A 21,873-nucleotide genomic window follows, 5' to 3' on the forward strand; every position below is an offset into this window, starting at 1 on the left:
ATGAGTCAGACGCGGGTCTGGGGCGATGGTCCGCTTAAATGGCAGGAGCTGGTGAAGGTCGCCCGGCATGGCGCGACTCTGATGCTAAGCGACAGCGCCTGGCAGCGAATTGCCCGGAGCCGTGAAATCGTCGGCAACATCGTCGCGGCGGGGCAGGTAGCCTACGGCATTAATACCGGATTAGGGGCGTTGTGCAACATTACTCTTTCCGAAGATGAACTGAGCCAGCTGTCGCGCAATACCTTACTGAGCCATGCCTGTGGTGTCGGGCCGGTGCTTAAAAAAGCGGAGGTGCGCGCCATTCTGTGTGCCGCGATTGCCAACTACAGTCATGGCAAATCGGGTGTGTCAGTGGCGCTGGTGCAGCAGCTGCTGGCGCTACTGAATCTGCAGATTACCCCTCAGGTTCCGTCCCAGGGATCGGTGGGCTATCTGACCCACATGGCGCATATCGGTCTGGCCCTGATCGGCATCGGCGAGGTGGAGTGGCACGGCGAAATCATGCCCGCGCAGCAGGCGCTAACCCAGGCAGGCTTAGCGCCTTACCGGCCAGGTGCCAAAGAGGGATTGAGCCTGGTCAACGGCACGCCTTGCATGACCGGCTTAGCCTGCCTGGCGCTGGACGATGCCGGGCGTCTGCTGGACTGGGCGGATGTGACAGGCGCAATGAGTTTTGAAGCGCTGCGCGGTCAGCTGGTGGCGTTTGATCCAGAGGTGCTGGCACTCAAGGCCAGCCCGGGAATACAGCGCAGTGGTGAACGTCTGCGCCAGTTGCTGAGAGACAGCCCGCTGCTGAACGCGAGCGTCGGCATCCGCACTCAGGATGCGATGAGTCTGCGGTCGATGCCGCAGGTGCACGGCGCCTGCCGCGATCAGTTTGATCACGCCGCACGTCAGGTGGAGACTGAACTCAACGCCTGTACCGACAATCCGTTGATTCTGGGCACGCCGCAGGAGTGGCGCGTGGTGTCACAGTCACATCCGCACGGTGAATCGGTGGCGATGGCCTGTGACCTGCTGGCGATTGCGCTGGCGGAACTGGGGAGCATTGCCGAACGACGACTGGATCGGCTGGTAAACCCGCTGGTCAGTGGCCTGCCGCCGTTTCTGGTGGCCGAGCCTGGCGTCAATTCTGGCATGATGATTGCGCAGTACGTCGCGGCCTCGCTCTGCGCGGAAAACCGTCAGCTGGCCCAGCCTGCGGTACTCGACAACTATGTCACCTCAGGATTACAGGAGGATCACATCAGTCTTGGCACCGGGTCGGCGCTGAAGCTGCTGAAGCTGGTCAGCAACGTCGATCACATCATTGCGATTGAGTATCTGCTGGCGGCGCAGGCGCTGGAGTTTCACGGTGAATCACAGCTGGCAGCCGGCACGCGGCGCGCCTGGCAGCATCTGCGGCAGGTGGTTGAGCGCTGGCAGCAGGATCGCTGGCTGGCACCCGACATCGACCGTGCGGTGGCGCAGATAAGGGCGCACCGGACCGATGCGCTTGTGGGGTGAGGATTATTTAGGGCGTGCGTCGGGACGGACCAGGTCAAAGCGTTGTGTTTCGCTGATGCCGTAATAGGCGCTGGGACCACCTGCGCGCAGAATCGGCTCGGCTTTTGCGGTCTGATAAATGCCCGCTTCCAGCAGCGATTCATCGATGTGGATCGCGACCGCTTCACCCAGCACCAGCCAGCTGTCGACCAGATTGCCACTGGCATCCTGCAACTGAATCAGCTGGGTCAGACGACACTCAAAGTTGACCGGGCTTTCCGCCACCAGACTTGCACCAACCTGTGATGCTGACAGCGGGGTTAATCCGGCAAAAGCAAACTCATCCTGATCGGCAGGCAGTGAAGCAGAACTTTCGTTCATCGCTTCGGCCAGCGGGCGGGTAGCCAGGTTCCAGACAAACTCTTTGGTGTCCGCAATGTTCTGCACGCTGTCTTTCCAGCCGCTGCTGGCGAAACCGATAATTGGCGGATGATAGTTGAAGCAGTTAAAGAAGCTGTAAGGGGCCAGATTGCGCTGGCCGCTGGCGCTGACAGAGCTAATCCAGCCGATTGGTCGTGGTCCGATAATGGCGTTGAGCGGATCGTGGGGCAGACCGTGACCAGCACGGGGTTCATAGGAATAGCGTTTCCGGGTCATAACGTCTCCAGCAGGTGATTTTATTTATCTTAGCCCGACAGCATCACCCGACGGAATCGGAAAGCGGTAAGCGGATGGTGCGGGTTTATTTTCCGCCGCCTACAGCGTATTGTACGCGCGCCTGAATAATTGAGAGAACGTATGAAAAAGTCAGCCAGCACGTCGCCCTTCCACGCCCGCAATCGCCATCAGGGCGAATACGATTTTGCCGCGTTAACCGCTGCTCATCCGCCGCTGAAGGCTAAAGTCCGGCCTAATGGTTATGGCGTGAAGTCTGTGGATTTTGCGGACCCGGAGGCGGTGATGCTGCTGAACCAGGCGCTGATCAAACTCTTTTACGACATCGACTGGCAGCTTTCTCCCGGCTCACTCTGCCCGCCAGTACCGGGACGCGCCGATTATCTGCACTACCTGGCCGATCTGCTGGCGCTGGATAACAACGGCGTTATCCCGATGGCGGACATTCTCGATGTTGGCTGCGGCGCAAACTGCATCTATCCACTGATTGGTGCGGCAGAATATGGCTGGCGCTTTACCGGCACCGAAATTGATGAAGCCGCCATCAAAGCCGCTAACCGCATCGTTGCGGCTAACCCACGCCTGACGCGCCAGATCCGTCTGCGTCGTCAGAAAAACAGCGATGCGGTGCTGGCGGGTGTGGTCAGCAAAACGGAATTCTTCAGCGCGGTGATGTGTAATCCGCCATTCCACGCGTCGCCGGATGAGGCAGTGGCAGGTTCGCAGCGCAAGGTCCGCAATCTCGGACTGGACAAGAGTGCGCCACTTAACTTTGGCGGGCAGCACAATGAGCTGTGGTATCCCGGTGGCGAAAAGGCGTTTATCGGCAAGATGATCGCCGAGAGCGTGGCGCTGGGTCGTCAGATCGGCTGGTTTACCTCGCTGGTGTCGCGCAAAGAGAACTTGCCGGCACTGGAAAAGCAGCTGCAGGCGCTCGACGTTGCTGAAGTGCGGGTGGTGAACATGGCCCAGGGTCAGAAACAGAGCCGCTTTCTGGCATGGAGTTTTATGCCTGCCGCACCGCGCAGCAAACTGCTGAGTCGTCTGGGAAGTTAGGGTTTTCCCGGTGCAGGCACGCTATTACTGCGGCCAGGGGCATAAAAAAACGGGCCGCTTAGCGGCCCGTTTTGATCAGGAGACGTGCTGCAGGAATTCGCGCAGACGGTCACTGGGTGGATTGCTGATCAGGCTGTCAGGATCGCCATCTTCCGCAATCCGGCCTTTATCAATAAAGATCAGGCGCGAGGCGACCTTCTGTGCAAAGCCCACTTCATGCGTCACAATCACCATCGTCATGCCTTCTTCCGCCAGATCCTGCATCACTTTAAGGACTTCATGACGCAGTTCCGGGTCCAGCGCTGAGGTTGGCTCATCGAACAGCATCATCTTTGGCTTAACCGCCAGCGCACGGGCAATCGCCACGCGCTGCTGCTGGCCGCCGGACAGCTCAGACGGAAAATGATGTGCACGCTCTGCCAGGCCCACTTTGCCCAGCAACTCACGCGCCAGCTGGCGTGCCGCTTCTTTACTGGCGCCACGCACCCGGATAGGACCAAAGGCAACGTTGTCCAGCGCACTCATCTGTGGGAACAGATGAAACTGCTGGAATACCATGCCCGCTTCCTGACGAATCAGGCGGTCATCAACTTTCGGGTCATTCACGCGCAGGCCATCAACAATCAGCTCGCCGCTGGTGATCTCTTCCAGCTTGTTAATGCAGCGTAAAAGGGTGGATTTACCGGAACCGGATGGGCCGATAATCACCACCACTTCGCCCTGGTTAATCTTCAGATCAATATTGTGCAGCACCTGGGTCTGGCCAAAATGCTTGGAGACATCTTTAAATTCAATCACAGGATTTTCACCCTTTTCTCAATGCGGCGCAGCACAAAGCTCAGCACCAGCGTAATCACCAGATAGATGATCGCGACGGCGCTCCAGATTTCCAGAGCGCGGAAGTTACCGGCAATAATCTCCTGACCCTGACGCGTCAGTTCAGCCACACCAATAACGATAAACAGCGAGGTATCTTTGATGCTGACAATCCATTGGTTGCCCAGCGGTGGCAGCATACGACGAAGCGCCAGCGGCATAATCACGTAGCGCAGCGTCTCACGGCTCGACAGGCCAAGCGCCAGTCCGGCTTCGCGGAAGCCCTTATTAATCGACAGCACGGCACCACGCGTAATCTCCGCGATATAAGCGCCAGAGTTAATCATGATGGTCACTACCGCTGCGCTGAAGGGATCAATGCGCAGGTCGGGGAACGCCATCGGCAGAGCAAAGTAGATGAACATCACCTGCACCACGATAGGGGTGCCGCGGATAATTTCGATAAACACCAGTGCGATGTTATTGGTGATCCAGCCGCCGTAAGCGCGGGCAAAACCGGCAATCAGCCCGATAAACAGGCCGCCAACCAGTCCAATAACAGAGATTATTAAAGTCAGTTTAGCGCCTTCAAGCAGCGCTGGCATGGCGGGCCAGATGACGCTCCAGTCAAACTCCATGGTGTCACTCCAGATATGTTGCGATGGAAAAAAGCAGGGAAAAAGTTTCCCTGCTGAAATCAGATAACGGGCAAATTATTATTTAGGTTCGGTGCCGAACCATTTTTTATAGAGCGTGTTATAGGTGCCGTTCTCTTTCAGGGTTTTCAGTGCGCCGTTTACTTTTTCACGTAAATCGTCGCTGCCTTTCGGGAAGGCGATACCATACTGCTGCGCTTCAATCGAATCGCCTACCGCTTTAAAACGGCTTTTACCGGCGGTGTGGATGAAGTAAAGAATGTTTGGCGTGTCATGCAGCACGGCGTCCGCACGGTTGGTGCCCAGCTCCATATAGGCGCTGTCGATGTTCGGGAACTGACGCAGGTCTTTAGATTTGATGTGGGCTTTTGCGTATTCCACAGAGCCGGTGCCGCTTTTCACTGCGACGACTTTACCGTTCAGATCGCTGATGCCTTTGATGTCGTTTTCATTGTTACGCACCATTACCTGCAAACCGCTTTTGTAATAGCCATCAGAAAACTCGATCGCTTTTTTACGTTCTTCGGTAATGGTGATGCCCGCAAGGGCCAGATCGACATTGCGCGTTTGCAGTGCAGGGATGATGCCGCTGAAGTCCATTGGCTTCAGGGTATAATCCAGCTTCAGCTCTTTCGCAATGGCATCCCACAGATCCACATCAAAGCCGACATATTTGTCACCCTGTTTGAATTCGAACGGAACAAAGGCGGTATCGGTAGCGACAACCAGCTTCTTATCTGCTGCAGTGGAAGAGAGGGAGAAGGCCAGCGCCAGCGCGGCCACAGAAACTTTTAACAGTGACTTCATCATTTTTCCTTTTTTTACTACCAGGCGGCAGGGCCTGCGTTTGCGGCTTGTCATATGAAATAATTATGCCAACTTTGCAAGTTTCGCGAAATCAGAGAGTTAAATAACATAGCTGACACGATTTTGCAGTTAATTCTGCCTTTGCACCATTTGGGTGCTCAGTTTTGGTGCATATGGCTGTTTTGGTGCAAGCGGTAGTGTGCCTCAGATGTTAAGGCTGTGAAGCGAAGGAAGGAAGAACTGTTAACAGGGTCATAAAAATGCGGTAACGCAGACGTAAAAAAGGCGGGTTTCCCCGCCTGATTGACTGCATTGAGTTTTATTCAATGTTGGCTTCGATGAACCACAGGAATTTGTCCAGGTCACGTGATGCCGCAGTAAAGATGTCAGCGGTATCTTCATCTTTCACTTCAGTAATGGCTTTACGGGTATCATTAGCCACGACGCTATAACGGTCTGCCAGCGCTTTCAGGTGATCCTGAACGCTGTGAATATTCAGCGGATAGCTTTTCAGCGGCGTCGTATCGTTAACAACCTGCGTGGTGCCCAGTGCAACGCCGCCCAGCTGTACCACACGCTCAGCAATGGTGTCCTGATGCTCGGTGATTGCAGTACGGAAGCCGTCCAGCATTTCATGTACACCGATGAAGTTAGCACCGCGCATGTTCCAGTGCGCCTGCTTAGTAATCAATGACAGGTCAATAAACTCGACTACCAGACGGTTCAACACCGCGATGGTGGCTTTCTTCTCATCTTCGGCCACGTCATTACGGGTATAAATCAGGTCAGCAGATTTAGTTTTAACCAGTTTAGCGGTACTCATCGTTTCAGTCCTCTCTTTGATGGTTGTCCTAATCAAGTACCGGATAAGTATAGCAGCGCTTTTCAGCTTTGCAGAAACGACTTTATCGATAGATGAAATAGTGCAGGTCTTTATTAAATGCGGGAAGGCACAGACGAGGTTAACGCAATGTTAAAATAAAAGCGCTTGTATTTAATTAATTAAATCAATGCTTTAATTTTACATGTAAATAACAGGTAAGCGTCTGTTTCAAAATAGTCAGAACCTGGACAGGGAATGGTTAAGAATAATTCTCATGATGAGCATGATTGTTATTTAGCCCACCACAAAGGCAGGCTAAAGGCGTTTATTTCTGACCAGAATCTGATAATTCCACGCTGCTTAACTGGCTCTTTTTCGGTCGCATGGTCAGCGTTGAGCCTGCCGAAGCGATGATGATTGCCAGTAGCGCCAGCCACTGTAGGCCGGTCAGCGTTTCGCCCAAAAACAGCATGCCGGAAAAAGCGGCCATGGCGGGTTCCAGACTCATCAGCGTGCCGAAGATGCGCGCCGGTAAGCGGGTAAGGGCGATCATCTCCAGTGAGTAGGGTATCGCGCTGGAGAGCAGGGCAACCAGCAATGCGATCGGCATCACGGCCCATGTCCAGATGCCACTTTCTGCAAACGTCAGCCCCAGCGGTACAAAAATCACCGAAGCAATCAGCGAACCGATAGCCACTGTCGCAGGACCATGTTCTGCACCTGCCCGCTGTCCCGCCAGGATATAGATTGCCCAGCAGGCACCCGCACTCACGGCCAGTGCTGCGCCCAATGGATCAATCGCGGTCATCCCTGTCCCAAACGGCAGCAGGAACCACAAACCAATCACCGCCAGCAGCACCCAGACAAAATCCAGTGGTCTGCGCGATCCAAACAGCGCCAGCGCCAGTGGACCGGTAAACTCCAGTCCCACCGCCACGCCCAGCGGCACAGTGCGAATCGCCAGATAGAATGTGAAGTTCATGGTGCCCAACGCCAGACCATACATCAGCAAAGGCAGACGTTGTTCCCGGCTAAAGCGTAAACGCCAGGGTTTAAAGATGACACAGAGTATCAGGGTGCCAAAGCCCAGACGCAGCGCGGTGATTCCCGTCGCCCCAACAGAAGGAAACAGGCTTTTTGCCAGAGAAGCACCGCCCTGCAGCGACAGCATCGCAATCAGCAGTACGGCAATTGGCAACACGATTGGCGCAAGATTTTTAGAAGCGGGAGAGGCAGACATCCTGTGTACTTTTCCTGGTCATCAACGTAACGAGTGGGCCAGTGTAAAGGAAATGTCAGGCAAAAAATCATGAGTCAGCGTTTTTAATTTGCCTTAACTGCGCAAATTTTGGCCAAAATCAGTGCCATTTAGGTAAAGAAATGTCAGGTTTTTTTAGGAATTAACTTAAACGGCAAATTGAGCACAAAAAGATTATTGCAGGAAGATGACGGATTTTATAAGAAAAATGAATGACATAGTATGTCGCATTAACGTCCTGTTACACCAAACTTTCTGTTAGACAACAAAATCCGGGCAGAGTTTCTCGCTATTTTTTGTTATATTTTCAGCGTTGTCAGGAGAGAAGTATTTTCACATTTGAGGTGGTTATGAAAAAAATTGCATGTCTTTCAGCATTAGCCTGTGTACTGGCAGTATCTGCAGGTTCAGCAATGGCACAGAGCACCGTAACTGGTGGCTATGCTCAGAGCGATTATCAGGGCGTAGCGAACAAAGCTAACGGCTTCAACCTGAAATACCGCTACGAAGACGGTTCTAACCCACTGGGTTGGATCGGTTCATTCACCTACACTGAAAAAGATCGTACCGAAGATGGCGTTTACAACAAAGGCCAGTACTACGGTGTGACCGGTGGTCCAGCTTTCCGTCTGAACGACTGGGCTAGCATCTATGGTGTTGTCGGTATCGGCTATGGTAAATACCAGGGCAACGAAACTGCATCACGTGATAAAACTGACACCAGCGACGTAGGTTTCTCTTACGGCGCAGGCATGCAGTTTAACCCAATGCAGGACATCGCACTTGACGTTGGTTACGAGCAGAGCCGTATCCGTAGCGTTGACGTCGGTACCTGGATTGCTGGCGTAGGTTACAGCTTCTAAGTTTAGCTTAGCTGACCTGCAAAAAAACGGCCCCTTGTGGGCCGTTTTTTATTGTGCTGATTTTACCCGCCACCCCGACTTACCTGTCGGTCTCCCGTCTCATTCTCTGGCAGACGCTGATCTGCAGGCATGCCCCTTTCAGCCTCAGGGCAGTTTCTTATGAGGGGAAAAAACAAAGAGAACAAACAGAGGGGCGTGAGCCTTTCAACCGCAGGCAAAAAGGCTCTGAATCAGGATTAGCCGCGCCAGATAAGATTCGGACAGCGAGGTTCGGCAGGCTTATGGCCCAGCAGTTTTTCAATCAGCATCAGACGCAGTGTGAAAGGGGAACGCGTCAGCAGGCACAGCCAGGATTTAAACTCCGTGGTTGTTTTCTTCTCTGTCTGGAAGCATTTGCTGCAATCTAAGCAACATTTCAGAGTGCTCATAGAATTACCTCCCAAGCCTGATCGACGCGGTAATCAGCAGCGTGGGGTGAGAGCGTCATCATCACCAGAGCAACAGAAGATCACTAGGGATCATGCGTTGGCTGCTTACATTATCAACAAAGATAGCACTGGCTATATCGTTTAGCCAAGGCTAATGACGAAAAATTTGAGCTTCTTTGTGGCTGGTTTACAATGAGCGCAGCTAAATCCGTACAGCAGCGTCAGTACGGGAAATAATAATGAGGAAGCTGAATGAGTCGTCGTGCTAAAAGCGTGGTTTCTGCGCCGAAAGGACCACTGAAAGATATTGAAGAGCATGTCGAAGGTTTTCGGCAGGTGCGTGAAGCGCATCGTCGGGAGTTAATTGATGACTACGTTGAGTTAATCTCTGATTTAATTGGTGAATTTGGCGAAGCACGTCAGGTCGATATGGCAGCCCGTCTGGGCGTTTCGCAACCGACAGTGGCTAAAATGCTGAAACGACTTGGCAGTGCCGGGCTGGTTGAGCAGGTCCCTTACCGCGGTGTCTTCCTGACCAGTGAAGGGGAGAAGCTGGCAGAGGAGAGTCGCGCCCGTCATCATATTGTTGAAAGTTTTCTGCTGGCGTTAGGCATCAGCCCCGAAACGGCCCGACGCGATTCAGAAGGTATTGAACATCACGTCAGTGATGAAACTCTGGCTGTATTTAAGAAGTTCTCCGAAACCCGTTAACGCTAAGGCGTACCCTCACCATGCCACAACTGCTTCGATCTTTTTTGCATGACTCAATTTTGCATTTATTAATCGTGATTGGTGTAGTTCTGGCATTCCTGGCGGATTTCCGCTGGGCCGATCTGCCCGGAGCCGTAGACTGGCATACCATTATCACACTCACCGGGTTATTGATTCTGACCAAAGGGCTGGAAACCAGCGGCTACTTTGACGTGCTGGGAGGACGCCTGATTGCGCGTTTCCGGCACGAACGTGCGCTGGCGCTATTTATGGTACTGGCTGCCGCGTTGCTCTCCACGTTTTTAACCAACGATGTTGCGCTGTTTATTCTGGTGCCGCTGACATTAACGCTGCGGAAGTTCTCTCATTTACCTATCTCGCGACTGATCATTTTCGAGGCGCTGGCAGTGAATGCCGGGTCGCTGCTGACGCCGGTCGGCAATCCGCAAAACATTCTGCTGTGGAGTCACGGCAAGCTCAGCGTTATTGCATTCATTGTGCAGATGCTGCCGCTGGCCGCCTGGCTGCTGCTGAGCCTGGTCGTGCTGACCTGGTTTAGCTTTTCAAAGCGGACGATTGATAAACATGACAACCCGGAGCAGCCGGAGTGGCAGAAGCCGCTGTTTATTGTCAGCGTGGTGTTATACCTGCTGTTTATCGCCGGTCTGGAGCTGGAAATCACCGGCTGGATACTGCTGGTTATCCTCGCCACCTTTATGGTAATGGCGCGTCCGGTGCTGCAACGTATCGACTGGAGCCTGCTGGCGGTGTTTATCGCCATGTTTATTGACGTCTTCCTGCTGACACGTCTGCCGGTGATGCAGGCTCACTTTGATGCGGTGGCGCATTTCGGCCAGGGGCAGCTCTATCTGCTGGCGATTGGTCTGTCACAGGTGATCAGCAATGTCCCGGCGACGATTCTGCTGCTGCAAAAAGTCCCGCCAACCGATGTGCTCGCCTGGGCGGTCAACATCGGTGGATTCGGTCTGCTGCCAGGTTCACTGGCTAACCTGATTGCTCTGCGTATGGCGAAAGATCGTGCCGTATGGTGGCAATTTCATCTCTTTTCCCTTCCTTTGCTGGCCTGGTCAATGGCCAGCGGCTGGCTACTGCTGCGGTTGCTCAATTAGGCCCGATACATCCTGCTATCGCTGTCAGGTGGCAGGATGTGCGGCATTCCTCAAGTTTCGTAAAGTTGCACTGGATTTTGTCAATTTCCGATATAAGGTTAACAGGACCTTTATGCCCGGAATCAGGGCCTTAGCCAGTGATGGGAACTATGAGCGAGAACAATCAACGCGATCCACATCAGCAGGACGCAGAAAACACGACGGATCAAAACCGTCAGTCAGAGGAAAATCAGGACAACGACCAGCAGCCTGAGCGTAAACGCCCCGGTAAAAAGCCGCTGATTATTCTGGCGGTGGTGGTGGTGATTATGCTGATTGTCGGTCTCTGGTTCTGGTTATCTACCCGCAATATTGAAACCACCGACGACGCCTTTACCGAAGGCGATGCCGTTACTATTGCGCCTAAAGCATCCGGCTATGTCGTGAAGTTGCTGGTGAAAGATAACCAGCGGGTGAAGAAGGGCGATCTGCTGGTGGAGATTGATCCCAGCGACAACCGTGCCCAGCGTGAACAGGCTAACGCGCAGCTCGGTTTAGCCGTTGCACAACTGCATCAGGCGCAGGCCCAGCTGGCGCTGTCAAAAGTACAGTATCCGGCTCAGCGCGATCAGGCTCTGGCCGATCAGGCGAAAGCAGAAGCCAATATGCTGAATGCGCAGGCGGATTATCGTCGCCAGCGTGGCGTCGATCCACGTGCGACCAGCCAGCGTAATATCGACAGCGCGTCTGCGCAGCTACGTTCGGCGCAGGCACAGTTACAGAGTGCGAAAGCCCAGGTTGAAGTCGCTTCACAGGTTGCCCTGCAGATTCGTCAGCAGGAGACCAATGTTGAAGCGCGTCAGCAACAGGTTGAGCAGGCGAAAGCACAGTTAAGTACGGCCGATCTTAACCTCTCCTATACCCAGGTTCGCGCGCCCTATGACGGGTTTATCACCAAGCGTAACGTTCAGCTGGGCACGCTGGTGCAGGCCGGTTCCTCTCTGTTCTCGCTGGTTTCGCCTGAGATCTGGGTTACTGCAAATTTCAAAGAGTCTCAGCTGGAACGCATGAATCCTGGCGATAAAGTGAAAATCAGCGTTGATGCCTGGCCGGACATGAAGCTGGAAGGACACGTCGACAGCATTCAGATGGGCTCCGGCTCACGCTTCTCGACCTTCCCGTCAGAAAACGCCACCGGTAACTACGTGAAAATTGTTCAGCGTGTGCCAGTGAAAATCGTTATCGACAAGGGCCTGGATCCGAACCATCCGCTGCCGCTGGGTCTCTCCGTTGAACCCGAGGTAACAGTGGAATGAGTACGGCGCAGAGCTGGAAACCGGCCAGTAATCCGTGGTTAGTGGCAATCACGGTGACGCTGGCGGTGTTTATGGAGATCCTCGACACCACCATCGTTAACGTGGCGCTGCCGCACATCGCCGGTTCGCTCTCCTCCAGTTATGATGAGTCAACCTGGGTGCTGACGTCCTATCTGGTGGCGAACGGCATTGTGCTGCCTATCTCTGCGTTCTTCAGCCGGCTGTTTGGCCGTAAACAGTTTTTCCTGATTTGCATTGTGATGTTCACCATTTGCTCGTTCCTGTGCGGCATCGCCACTGAACTCTGGCAAATCATTCTGTTCCGCGTGCTGCAGGGCTTTTTTGGTGGCGGATTGCAGCCCGTTCAGCAGTCCGTGCTGCTGGACTACTTCAAGGCAGAAGATCGCGGCAAGGCATTTGGTCTCTCCTCCATCGCTATTATCGTCGCGCCGGTGATTGGCCCGACATTGGGTGGCTGGATCACTGACAACTACAGCTGGCGCTGGGTGTTCTTTATTAACATTCCGGTGGGCGTGCTGACTGTGCTGGCGATCTATCAGCTGCTGGAAGATCCGCCTTGGGAGCGTAAATGGGCCAAAGGTAAGCTGAAGATCGATTACATCGGGATCAGCCTGATTACCTTAGGCCTGGGGTGCCTGCAGGTGATGCTGGATCGCGGAGAAGATGAGGACTGGTTCGCTTCGCACTTTATCGTACTGTTCGCTGTTCTGGCGCTGGTTGGCATCGTTGGCGCCATTTACTGGCTGATGTATGCGCGTAAGCCGGTGGTCGATATTCTGGTAATGAAAGACCGCAACTTCTGGGTGGCCGGGCTGTTGATGGCGGGAATGGCGATGATTCTGTATGGCAGTTCTGTGGTGTTGCCACAGCTGGCGCAGCAGGATCTGGGTTATACCGCCACCTGGTCAGGGCTGGTGTTGTCGCCCGGCGCGGTGCTTATTGTGCTGACCATACCACTGGTGCTGAAACTGATGCCGATTGTGCAGACGCGATACATCATCGCCTTTGGTTTCAGCTGTCTGGCCATGGCGTTTTTCTATTCTGCTACCCTGACGCCGAATGTCGATTTCAAAACGCTGGTGATGATGCGTAGCGCACAGTCGATCGGGCTGGGTTTCCTGTTTGTTCCGCTGACTACGATTGCCTTTGTCACCATTCCTCAGCGACTTAACGCGGACGCCTCCGCGCTCTTTACCATGTTCCGTAACGTGGCCGGATCCATTGGGATCTCGCTTTCGACCGCGGCCATTACCGAGCGCGCACAGGCGCGGTCGGCGCATATGGTGCACAACATGACGCCGCTTAACGAGCCGTTCAACATTACGCTTGAGCACTGGGCGCAGGCGATACGCGACTTCACGTCGGCGGTGGGCGATCCCATTACGCTGGCAACCGGTCAGCTCTATCAGGAGATGATTGCGCAGTCGCGTATTCTCGCATACATCGATGTCTTCTCAGGCCTGAGTATTGTCGCCCTGATTTTGATTCCATTTTGTTGGCTGCTGTCGCCTATCAAGAGCGAAGGCAGTGCAGGAGCACACTAACATGAAGGTTTTTTATACTCATCGCCTGAAACCCCTGAGCTTACTGCTGGCCCTGGGGCTGGCGGGCTGCGCTGTCGGGCCTGACTATCAGGCACCGAAACCTGCCGTGCCGGGTAGCTACAACACGCTGGATTCGCAGGAGGCGTCAAAGCCACAAAACGCCGCAATTAATTCCCGCTGGTGGCGGAGCTTTAACGATCCGCAGCTCGACAGCCTGATTGAGCGGGCGATAGCGGGGAACCTGAGCCTGCAGCAGACAGTGCTGCGGATTGCGGGCGCGCGTGAACAGCTGACGCAGGCCCAGGGCAGCCTGTTCCCCAGTCTGAGCGGTTCGGCTAAAGTCACCCGTCAGCAGCTCGGCCTGAAAGGCTTGCTTGAGTCCAATGGCGCCACCGATCAACTCGACAGCAACGTGGCCAGCCAGCTCAATGGCCTGACCCAGCCGGTTAACCTCTATCAGGGCAGCTTCGATGCCAGCTGGGAGCTTGACCTGTGGGGCAAAGTTCGCCGTCAGGTTGAGGCCGCCAATGCCCAGCAGCAGGCAGCGATAGAGCAGCGTAACGATGCGCTGGTCTCACTTGAGGCCGAAGTTGCGCGAGCCTGGCTGCAGCTGCGAGGCGCGCAGAGCACCGTTCAGACTCTGCAGGAGCAGATTAATGTGGCGCAGCAGACGACCGAGCTGACGCAAAGTCAGCAGCGTAATGGTCTGGCTCCGTTAACTGATGTAGAAAATGCCCGTGCCCAGCTCAGCACGCTTCAGGCCCAGCTGCCGCAGTATCAATCGCAGGCACGGCAGGCGATGAACGGATTAGCGGTGCTGCTCGGCAAAACACCGGGTGCACTGGATGCTGAACTCAGCACACCTAAAGCCTTACCGCCGTTGCCGCAGTTTGTACCGGTTGGTATTCCCTCCACGCTGGCACGTCGTCGTCCTGATATTCGCCAGGCTGAAGCGACGCTGCATGCTCAAACCGCGGAGATCGGCGTGTCTGTTGCGCAGCTCTTCCCAAGCCTGTCGCTGACCGGACAGCTGGGCGTCCGCAACACTGACGCCAGTTATCTGGATAACTGGAGCAGCCATTTCTACAGTTATGGCCCCTCGCTTTCGATCCCGATTTTCCAGGGTGGACAACTGGTATCGAGCGTCAAGTTAGCGCGGGCGCAGCAGGCCAGCGCCGCGCTGGATTACCGTCAAACTGTGCTGACGGCGTTACAGGATGTCGAGAATGCGCTGGTCAGCTACCGCGCCGACCAGCAGCGCGTGACTGCGCTGGATGAGACGACCGGCGCCCTGCAGCGGGCCTTTAACCTCGCCAGCGACAGTTACCGCCAGGGGCTTTCGACCTTCCTTGACGTGCTGGATGCGCAGCGCCAGCTGGCACAGGCTCAGGAGCAGGCGACTCAGGCGAGAATGCAGAGCGCTCTGGATTTAGTGGCGCTTTATAAAGCGCTGGGCGGCGGATGGGAAACGTATCAGAACGTTGAGATGCCTCAATATCCGGTATTTGGTCCGGCCACACAGGCGAATTAATCCTTTCGCGGTCGCTGCCTGTGCGCAGTGACCGCTTTATCTCTCCCTTTTAACCGCGTTAAGTTAAGGGTTCTCACCCACTCAATGTAGATCTCAATGGTCTAAGCCGTTGAATTAGCATACATCGCAGCCCCAACGCGTCCGGTCCGGACTGCAGAAAATAAACAGCCAGTCTTAGCCGGAATATTATCAGCGCTTTTGACCGGCAATTATTTTTACGTTACCGGCCATCCTGGATTCTGAGCCGTGTCACCTTTCTGAATTTATTTCTTTGACGATTCTTTAATGCAACTTACGACTGTTAAGGTGAGAGCACGTGATCATTCACCAGGCGGAGTCAGACCCTACAGTTATTGCACAGCCGGTCGGGCTGCGAATAATCTGACGCTGCTGGAAATCTCACCGTTAAAAAAGGGCTGGCTGCACGCTGAGGGATAATTAAAAAAAACACGCGAGCGGTAATAATTTTGCACTATTTAAGGTGGGGGAGGCGGTTTTTCAGGCATGATCTGTAAGCTGGTGTGACAGAGATCTCAATCAGGGCACGCGTTTAATCAGCTATCAACGAACCTTTAATTGCAATTAATGACGCGCTGTAGTGCGCGTTTAGCGAAAATCGTTAACGCCTGTTGCCGGTATAACAAGGCTGAAATCGTTTTCATCGGTTGAGTAAAAGGGCGATTTGTTGTTAATTCAGCGTTAATAAATTACCAGCCACTGCCGATTTAATAGTAAGATTTTAACTGAAATTAAAACTTAGGAATTATCTGTAGCGTAAAAATAATTTATTTTTTTATTTGAATTAGGTAGTCTTGGCGCTACAGTTTTATTAACCCCCCTTAATCAAGGACATTGTGATGAGTGACGCATTTAAGGTACTGAACAATATTCGCACATTACGTGCCCAGGCTCGTGAACTGCCACTGACCGATCTTGAAGAGATCCTGGAAAAATTAACGGTAGTCGTTACTGAGCGCCGCGAAGAAGCAGAAGCGGAAGAGACACAGAATCGCGAAAAAGAAGAAAAGCTGTCTAAATATCGCGAAATGCTGCTGGCTGACGGCATCGATCCTAATGAATTATTAGGTGCGCTGGAGAGCGGAAAAAAACGCACCAAGCGTGCGCCGCGTCCGGCTAAATATTCTTACACCGACGAAAATGGTGAGCAGAAATCCTGGACTGGCCAGGGCCGTACCCCGGCAGCGATTAAAAAAGCGCTGGATTCCGGTAAAAGCCTGGACAGTTTCCTGATCGATTGATCAACACAATCCTTGTAAGTGGGAGCCGGGGGGCCAATATGGCCCTCCGGCTTTTTTATTTCTGCCGGGATATCAATCACCCCGCCAGGAATCCACGCCTGACGCTGGCGTGCGCTGCGTCACATCTGGCATAATAGCCGCCGTTTTTTCATCCATTCTCTTCACAAAGGTCAATGCCGTGTTAGTTAGCAGCAATATCACCATGCAGTTTGGCAGCAAGCCACTGTTCGAAAATATCTCCGTTAAATTTGGCGGCGGTAATCGTTACGGTTTAATCGGTGCGAACGGCAGCGGAAAATCCACCTTCATGAAGATTTTGGGTGGCGATCTGGTGCCTTCAGGCGGCAACGTCTCTTACGATCCTAATGAGCGTATCGGTAAGCTGCGTCAGGATCAGTTTGCCTTTGAAGAATTCAGCGTACTGGACACCGTAATCATGGGTCACCATGAATTATGGGAAGTGAAGCAGGAGCGCGACCGTATTTATTCTTTGCCCGAGATGAGCGAAGAAGAGGGGTATAAAGTCGGCGATCTTGAAGCGCTCTACGGTGAGATGGACGGCTATAGCGCCGAGTCCCGTGCCGGTGAGTTATTGCTCGGCGTGGGTATTCCGGTTGAGCAACATTACGGCCCGATGAGCGAAATTGCGCCGGGCTTTAAATTGCGTGTGTTGCTGGCACAGGCGCTGTTTTCAAATCCCGATATTTTGTTACTCGACGAACCGACGAACAACCTGGACATCGACACTATTCGCTGGCTGGAGCAGGTGCTGAACGAGCGTGACAGCACCATGATTATCATTTCGCATGACCGTCATTTCCTTAATATGGTCTGCACTCACATGGCCGATCTGGATTATGGCGAGCTGCGGGTTTATTCCGGTAATTATGACGAATATATGACCGCTGCAACGCAGGCACGTGAACGTCTGTTATCAGATAACGCGAAGAAGAAAGCGCAGATTGCTGACTTACAATCGTTCGTCAGTCGTTTTAGTGCTAACGCCTCTAAATCGCGTCAGGCGACATCACGCGCCAAGCAGATGGATAAAATTAAACTGGATGAAGTGAAAGCGTCCAGTCGTCAGAACCCATTTATCCGCTTTGAGCAGGACAAGAAGTTGTTCCGTAATGCGCTGGAAGTGGAAGGTTTAACGAAAGGCTTTGATGACGGTCCGCTGTTTAAGAATTTAAATCTGCTGCTGGAAGTCGGTGAGAAACTGGCGGTCATCGGTGCCAACGGTATTGGTAAGTCGACGCTGTTGAAATCACTGGTGGGTCAGCTTACGCCAGATAATGGCACTGTTAAATGGTCAGAGAACGCACGCATTGGTTATTACGCTCAGGATCATGCCGATGATTTTGCCAATGACCTGACAGTATTTGACTGGATGAGTCAGTGGAAACAGCCTGGCGATGATGAGCAGACCATTCGCGGTATTCTGGGTCGTCTGCTGTTTTCGCAGGATGATATTAAGAAGCCGGCGAAAGTGCTTTCGGGTGGTGAGAAGGGTCGTATGCTGTTCGGTAAGCTGATGATGGAAAAACCGAACATTCTGATTATGGATGAGCCGACCAACCACCTGGATATGGAGTCGATTGAATCACTCAATATGGCGCTGGAGATGTATGAAGGCACGCTGGTGTTTGTTTCACATGACCGCGAATTTGTCAGCTCGCTGGCAACCCGCGTGATTGAGCTGAAAGCAGACAAGGTGGTGGACTTCACCGGTAATTATGAAGATTACCTGCGCAGTCAGGGTATCGTCTGATAAAAACGGGGTGGCGCAGGCCACCCCGTTTTTTTTGTGCTGATGAGAGAGCTGAATGCTTATTGATTGTCAGAGGGTGTGGGTTGGGCTGATTGCCACGCTCATAGGTTATCTGACAGCAACGCAAATGCTCAAGGCACAGGGAACACGGGCAGAGGAGGAAAGCGTCCCACGCCATGGACGGCGTGGGCCGAGCATCCATGGATGGTTTAAGCGACTTTCCGATCTGCCCGTGTTCCTGAAGCAGATCTCAATCTGATCGCTAAGCATTCACACTCTTATCAGCTGAGCGGGCTTCAGGGAGCATACGTGTTTCGCAAAGACACAAAAGACCCCGTCACTGGCATGCTCAGCGCGGGCGATTACGCACCTCATCCCTGAGGTGCGCTCGTAACCCGGCCAACGCATTGCGTTGTTCAAAAAACGCTCCCGGCGTTTTTATCCGGGCGGCGCGATGCTTTGCTACAGGCGTATGCTCCCTTCGCTTTAAGTTTTGAGCTGTCTGCGAACGGATATCTGCAGAAGGTTAATCTCCACCGCCACACACTTCACAGTGCGCGTCCTGCGCGACTTTCATGCTGCGGAACTCCGCGCTCATCGCATCGTACATCAGCAACCGGCTGGTGGCGGGTGTGCCAAAGGCGGTCAGTACTTTAATCCCTTCCATCGCCTGCATTGCACCAATGACGCCAACCAGCGGGGCCATGACGCCCGCTTCCACGCAACTCAGGGTCTGTTCGCCAAACAGGCGGCTGATGCAGCGATAGCAGGGCGTGCCGGGCTGCCAGTTAAATACGCTGATCTGACCTTCCATCCGAATTGCGGCGCCCGAGACCAGAGGAACCCGCTGCTGCCGACAGAGCCGGTTAAGCTGCTCACGCACCGCAACATTGTCGGTGCAGTCCAGCACCACCTGCTGCCGGGCAATCAACGCCAGCAGCGCTGCGTCCTCCAGCTGTCCATTGACCGGATGCAGCAGGCAGTGCGGATTGATAGCGGCCAGGCTTTGCGCGGCAGAGTCCACTTTGGCGCGGCCAATATCCACATCATGGTGCAGAATCTGCCGTTGCAGATTAGAGTGCGACACGGTATCGAAGTCGAGCAGTGTCATGTTGCCGACGCCCGCAGACGCCAGATAGGGCGCGGCGGCGCAGCCGAGTCCTCCCAGCCCGACAACCAGCGCATGACTCGCTTTGAGCCGCTCCTGACCGTCGAAATCAAAGCCGCGCAGGACAATCTGCCGGTTGTAACGCAGTATCTCCTCATCGCTTAATTCAGGCACCATTTATGCCTCCAGCAAGGCGTTGAACGGTTCTACCTCAACCCATTCGCCCGGCTCAACGTTTCCGCGTTCACGTTCCAGCACGATGAAACAGTTCGCCTGGGCAAAAGAGCTGAAGACGTGTGAACCCTGCATTCCGGTCGTCTCCACCTCCAGATCACCCTGTGCGTTCTGGCGCAGGATGCCGCGCTGGAAGTCGAGGCGGCCCGGCGACTTTTTCAGTCGCGAGGCGCTGCGCACTTTCTGGCGGGGCGGCAAGGCGGATTTTTGCTGGCCGGTAAGGGTGGCAAGCAGCGGCTGTACCAGCTGATAGAAGGTCACGGCGGCGGAGACCGGATTGCCGGGCAGACCGCAGAACCAGCTGCTGTTAAGACGACCAAAGGCAAATGGCTTGCCAGGCTTAATCGCCAGTTTCCAGAAACTAATCGCGCCCAGCTCTTCCAGCATATTTTTAGTGAAGTCCGCTTCGCCGACCGAGACGCCGCCGGTGCTGATCACCACATCCGCCTGCCGATCGGCTTCCTCAAATGCGGCGCGAAGGGCAGCAGGATCATCTTTGATGATGCCAAGGTCGATGACTTCACAGTTGAGCTTATGCAGCATCAGCGAGACCGCAAAACGGTTAGTGTCGTAAATCTGGCCCTCTGCCAGCGGCTCACCGACCGGCTGAAGCTCATCACCGGTGGAGAAGATAGCGACCCGCAGTTTACGTAGCACGCTCACCTGCGCGATACCCAGCGAAGCCAGCAGCGGCAGCTCGGCGGCACCCAGACGTGTTCCCGCTTCCAGCACCACATGACCTGGCTGAATGTCGTCGCCGGTCAGGCGGATGTTTTGTCCTGGACGCACGGGCGCGGTAATCACAATCGCATCGCCCTGAGATTCGGTCTGTTCCTGCATCACCACCGCTTCACAGCCTGCGGGCACTGGGGCACCGGTCATGATGCGAATCACGCTGCCTTGCGGCCACTCACCGCTGAACGGCGCGCCCGCAAAGGCTTTGCCCGCGACGGGTAACGGCTGGCCGCTGCTGACATCGGCCAGCCTGACGGCGTAGCCATCCATCGCAGAGTTATCAAAGGGCGGCACGGCGATCGGGGAGGTGACGGCTTTTGCCGTGATGCGGCCGACCGCGTCGGCCAGCGACACGCTCAGTGAGTCGGTAACGGGCGTCAGCTGTGACAGCATTTTTTGTTGCGCCTCCTCAAGGGAGATCAAACCTGCAGTAAAACTTTCCATAAACAGTCCAGCCTGGTTAACTCAGATGCTGCCTATTATGAGTCGGATTAGCCGCTGAGTCACATCGGTGTCGGTCAGACGCGCCGGTTGTTATGGCAAAAATGAATCAGGGTGGTAAGAAAAGGTTATAACCACAGGAACAGTTTCCGCTTTACAACACTTAGCAGGCTTTCTATAGTCAAAAATCACCCAAAATGGGTGAAAACCATTTTAAATCAGTGTTTTTCGTCCTGATGCAACCACAGGGTAAAGCGTTATGGTCAATGCAGTGATCGCCATTCACGGCGGCGCGGGTGCAATTTCGCGCGCAGCAATGAGCGCTGAAAAAGAACAACACTATCGTCAGGCGCTACACGATATTGTTACTCAGGGTCAGCAGATACTGGCTCAGGGTGGCAGCGCACTGGATGCGGTGACGGAGGCCGTGCGACTGCTGGAGGAGTGTCCACTTTTCAACGCCGGTAAAGGCGCGGTGTTCACCCATCAGGGCACTCATGAACTTGATGCCTGCATCATGGATGGGCGTACGCTGGATGTGGGCGCGGTCGCGGGCGTGACGCGGGTGCGTAATCCGGTGCTGGCGGCACGTGCCGTGCTGGAAAAAAGCGAGCATGTGCTGTTTATCGGCGAGGGTGCAGAGCAGTTTGCCGTAGCGAACGGGCTGGAAATGGTTGCACAAGATTACTTCTCAACGCCGGAACGCTGGGAGCAGTTGCAGCGCGCGCTGAACAGCGATACCGCGGTGCTGGACCACGATGGTGCCGCGCACAGCGACGACCCGCTCGATCCGGACCGCAAGTTCGGTACGGTAGGCGCCGTCGCGCTGGATCTGGCAGGCAACCTGGCTGCAGCTACCTCAACGGGCGGTATGACCAATAAACAGGCCGGGCGGGTCGGCGACTCACCGCTACCGGGTGCGGGCTGCTACGCCAGCAACGACAGCGTGGCCGTCTCCTGTACCGGCACCGGTGAAGTCTTTATGCGCACGCTGGCGGCCTACGATGTGGCTGCGCAGATGCGCTACGCCGGACGTTCGCTGCAGCAGGCTACGGTTAATGTCATTCATGACAGTGTGCTGGAACTGGGTGGCAGCGGCGGGCTGATTGCGGTGGATCGTGCAGGTAACGTGGCGCTGCCGTTTAACAGCGAAGGCATGTATCGGGGTGTTGGGCGCGTCGGCGAAGCGGCGGACGTCGCGATATATCGCGAAAGTTAAGGAGCAG

General features: G+C 54.4%; 20 protein-coding genes. 11 read left to right on the forward strand and 9 right to left on the reverse strand.

Annotated elements, in window-relative coordinates:
• Entirely contained in the window at positions 1 to 1,506 is a 1,506-nt protein-coding gene (locus LQK91_RS08880; protein ID WP_105099470.1) for an HAL/PAL/TAL family ammonia-lyase, read from the forward strand.
• A 3-nt stretch (positions 1,507 to 1,509) separates the two neighbouring features.
• On the opposite strand, the gene LQK91_RS08885 is transcribed toward LQK91_RS08880, so the two are convergent.
• Positions 1,510 to 2,142: a flavin reductase family protein gene (locus LQK91_RS08885; RefSeq protein WP_039659265.1), complete on the reverse strand. Its 633-nt coding sequence runs from the start codon at positions 2,140 to 2,142 to the stop codon at positions 1,510 to 1,512.
• Positions 2,143 to 2,283: 141 nt separating this feature from the next.
• Between LQK91_RS08885 and rlmF the strand changes: the two genes are divergently transcribed.
• Complete coding sequence (rlmF, locus tag LQK91_RS08890) at positions 2,284 to 3,216, forward strand: 23S rRNA (adenine(1618)-N(6))-methyltransferase RlmF (RefSeq protein ID WP_105099366.1); 933 nt, start codon at positions 2,284 to 2,286, stop codon at positions 3,214 to 3,216.
• 75 nt (positions 3,217 to 3,291) lie between these two features.
• Here the strand turns inward: rlmF and glnQ are convergent, their stop codons facing one another.
• The 5 genes from glnQ to rhtA all read right to left on the reverse strand — a co-directional run bounded on the left by glnQ (position 3,292) and on the right by rhtA (position 7,558).
• The gene (gene glnQ / locus LQK91_RS08895; protein WP_003851741.1) at positions 3,292 to 4,014 is read right to left on the reverse strand and encodes a glutamine ABC transporter ATP-binding protein GlnQ; all 723 of its coding nucleotides are present in this window, start codon (positions 4,012 to 4,014) and stop codon (positions 3,292 to 3,294) included.
• Positions 4,011 to 4,670 (reverse strand): glutamine ABC transporter permease GlnP, encoded by a 660-nt coding sequence (gene glnP / locus LQK91_RS08900; protein ID WP_003851740.1) that lies wholly within the window; start codon positions 4,668 to 4,670, stop codon positions 4,011 to 4,013. Before glnP ends, glnQ begins: the two co-directional genes overlap by 4 nt.
• Positions 4,671 to 4,748: 78 nt before the next feature.
• Positions 4,749 to 5,495, reverse strand: a complete 747-nt coding sequence (gene glnH, locus LQK91_RS08905) for a glutamine ABC transporter substrate-binding protein GlnH (RefSeq protein ID WP_105099365.1) — start codon at positions 5,493 to 5,495, stop codon at positions 4,749 to 4,751.
• A gap of 319 nt (positions 5,496 to 5,814) precedes the next feature.
• Positions 5,815 to 6,318 carry a DNA starvation/stationary phase protection protein Dps gene (dps, locus tag LQK91_RS08910; protein WP_003851735.1) on the reverse strand — a complete coding sequence of 168 codons (504 nt, stop codon included), beginning with the start codon at positions 6,316 to 6,318 and terminating at the stop codon, positions 5,815 to 5,817.
• A 325-nt stretch (positions 6,319 to 6,643) separates the two neighbouring features.
• On the reverse strand, positions 6,644 to 7,558 hold the full coding sequence (gene rhtA, locus LQK91_RS08915; protein ID WP_003851733.1) for a threonine/homoserine exporter RhtA: 915 nt from the start codon (positions 7,556 to 7,558) through the stop codon (positions 6,644 to 6,646).
• A gap of 368 nt (positions 7,559 to 7,926) precedes the next feature.
• Between rhtA and ompX the strand changes: the two genes are divergently transcribed.
• Positions 7,927 to 8,439, forward strand: coding sequence for an outer membrane protein OmpX (gene ompX / locus LQK91_RS08920; protein WP_008925816.1), 513 nt, complete (start codon positions 7,927 to 7,929; stop codon positions 8,437 to 8,439).
• Positions 8,440 to 8,675: 236 nt separating this feature from the next.
• Here the strand turns inward: ompX and LQK91_RS08925 are convergent, their stop codons facing one another.
• The gene (locus LQK91_RS08925; protein WP_003850513.1) at positions 8,676 to 8,867 is read right to left on the reverse strand and encodes a hypothetical protein; all 192 of its coding nucleotides are present in this window, start codon (positions 8,865 to 8,867) and stop codon (positions 8,676 to 8,678) included.
• 252 nt (positions 8,868 to 9,119) lie between these two features.
• On the opposite strand from LQK91_RS08925, the gene mntR reads away from it, so the two are divergent.
• The 7 genes from mntR to LQK91_RS08960 all read left to right on the forward strand — a co-directional run bounded on the left by mntR (position 9,120) and on the right by LQK91_RS08960 (position 18,129).
• On the forward strand, positions 9,120 to 9,578 hold the full coding sequence (gene mntR / locus LQK91_RS08930) for a manganese-binding transcriptional regulator MntR (protein ID WP_003850512.1): 459 nt from the start codon (positions 9,120 to 9,122) through the stop codon (positions 9,576 to 9,578).
• A 20-nt stretch (positions 9,579 to 9,598) separates the two neighbouring features.
• Complete coding sequence (locus tag LQK91_RS08935) at positions 9,599 to 10,708, forward strand: SLC13 family permease (RefSeq protein WP_003850511.1); 1,110 nt, start codon at positions 9,599 to 9,601, stop codon at positions 10,706 to 10,708.
• Between the two features lie 149 nt (positions 10,709 to 10,857).
• Entirely contained in the window at positions 10,858 to 12,003 is a 1,146-nt protein-coding gene (locus tag LQK91_RS08940) for an HlyD family secretion protein (RefSeq protein WP_105099364.1), read from the forward strand.
• Entirely contained in the window at positions 12,000 to 13,568 is a 1,569-nt protein-coding gene (locus LQK91_RS08945) for a DHA2 family efflux MFS transporter permease subunit (RefSeq protein WP_003850509.1), read from the forward strand. The genes LQK91_RS08940 and LQK91_RS08945 overlap by 4 nt, the downstream gene beginning before the upstream one ends.
• A 1-nt stretch (position 13,569) precedes the next feature.
• Positions 13,570 to 15,099 carry an efflux transporter outer membrane subunit gene (locus LQK91_RS08950; protein WP_003850508.1) on the forward strand — a complete coding sequence of 510 codons (1,530 nt, stop codon included), beginning with the start codon at positions 13,570 to 13,572 and terminating at the stop codon, positions 15,097 to 15,099.
• 857 nt (positions 15,100 to 15,956) lie between these two features.
• Entirely contained in the window at positions 15,957 to 16,358 is a 402-nt protein-coding gene (locus LQK91_RS08955) for an H-NS family nucleoid-associated regulatory protein (protein ID WP_003850507.1), read from the forward strand.
• 178 nt (positions 16,359 to 16,536) lie between these two features.
• A complete protein-coding gene (locus LQK91_RS08960) occupies positions 16,537 to 18,129 on the forward strand; it encodes an ABC-F family ATPase (RefSeq protein ID WP_105099363.1) in 1,593 nt (530 codons plus the stop codon).
• A 526-nt stretch (positions 18,130 to 18,655) separates the two neighbouring features.
• Here the strand turns inward: LQK91_RS08960 and moeB are convergent.
• Both moeB and moeA read right to left on the reverse strand, forming a co-directional pair.
• Complete coding sequence (moeB, locus tag LQK91_RS08965) at positions 18,656 to 19,414, reverse strand: molybdopterin-synthase adenylyltransferase MoeB (protein ID WP_105099361.1); 759 nt, start codon at positions 19,412 to 19,414, stop codon at positions 18,656 to 18,658.
• Entirely contained in the window at positions 19,415 to 20,650 is a 1,236-nt protein-coding gene (gene moeA, locus LQK91_RS08970) for a molybdopterin molybdotransferase MoeA (protein ID WP_039659277.1), read from the reverse strand.
• 256 nt (positions 20,651 to 20,906) lie between these two features.
• Between moeA and LQK91_RS08975 the strand changes: the two genes are divergently transcribed.
• Positions 20,907 to 21,866 carry an isoaspartyl peptidase/L-asparaginase family protein gene (locus LQK91_RS08975; protein ID WP_003852309.1) on the forward strand — a complete coding sequence of 320 codons (960 nt, stop codon included), beginning with the start codon at positions 20,907 to 20,909 and terminating at the stop codon, positions 21,864 to 21,866.
• The last annotated feature ends 7 nt before the right edge of the window (positions 21,867 to 21,873 follow it).

Origin of the sequence: Pantoea sp. MHSD4, from assembly GCF_021043305.1 — a bacterium.
GTDB classification, from domain to species: Bacteria; Pseudomonadota; Gammaproteobacteria; order Enterobacterales; family Enterobacteriaceae; genus Pantoea; species Pantoea eucalypti.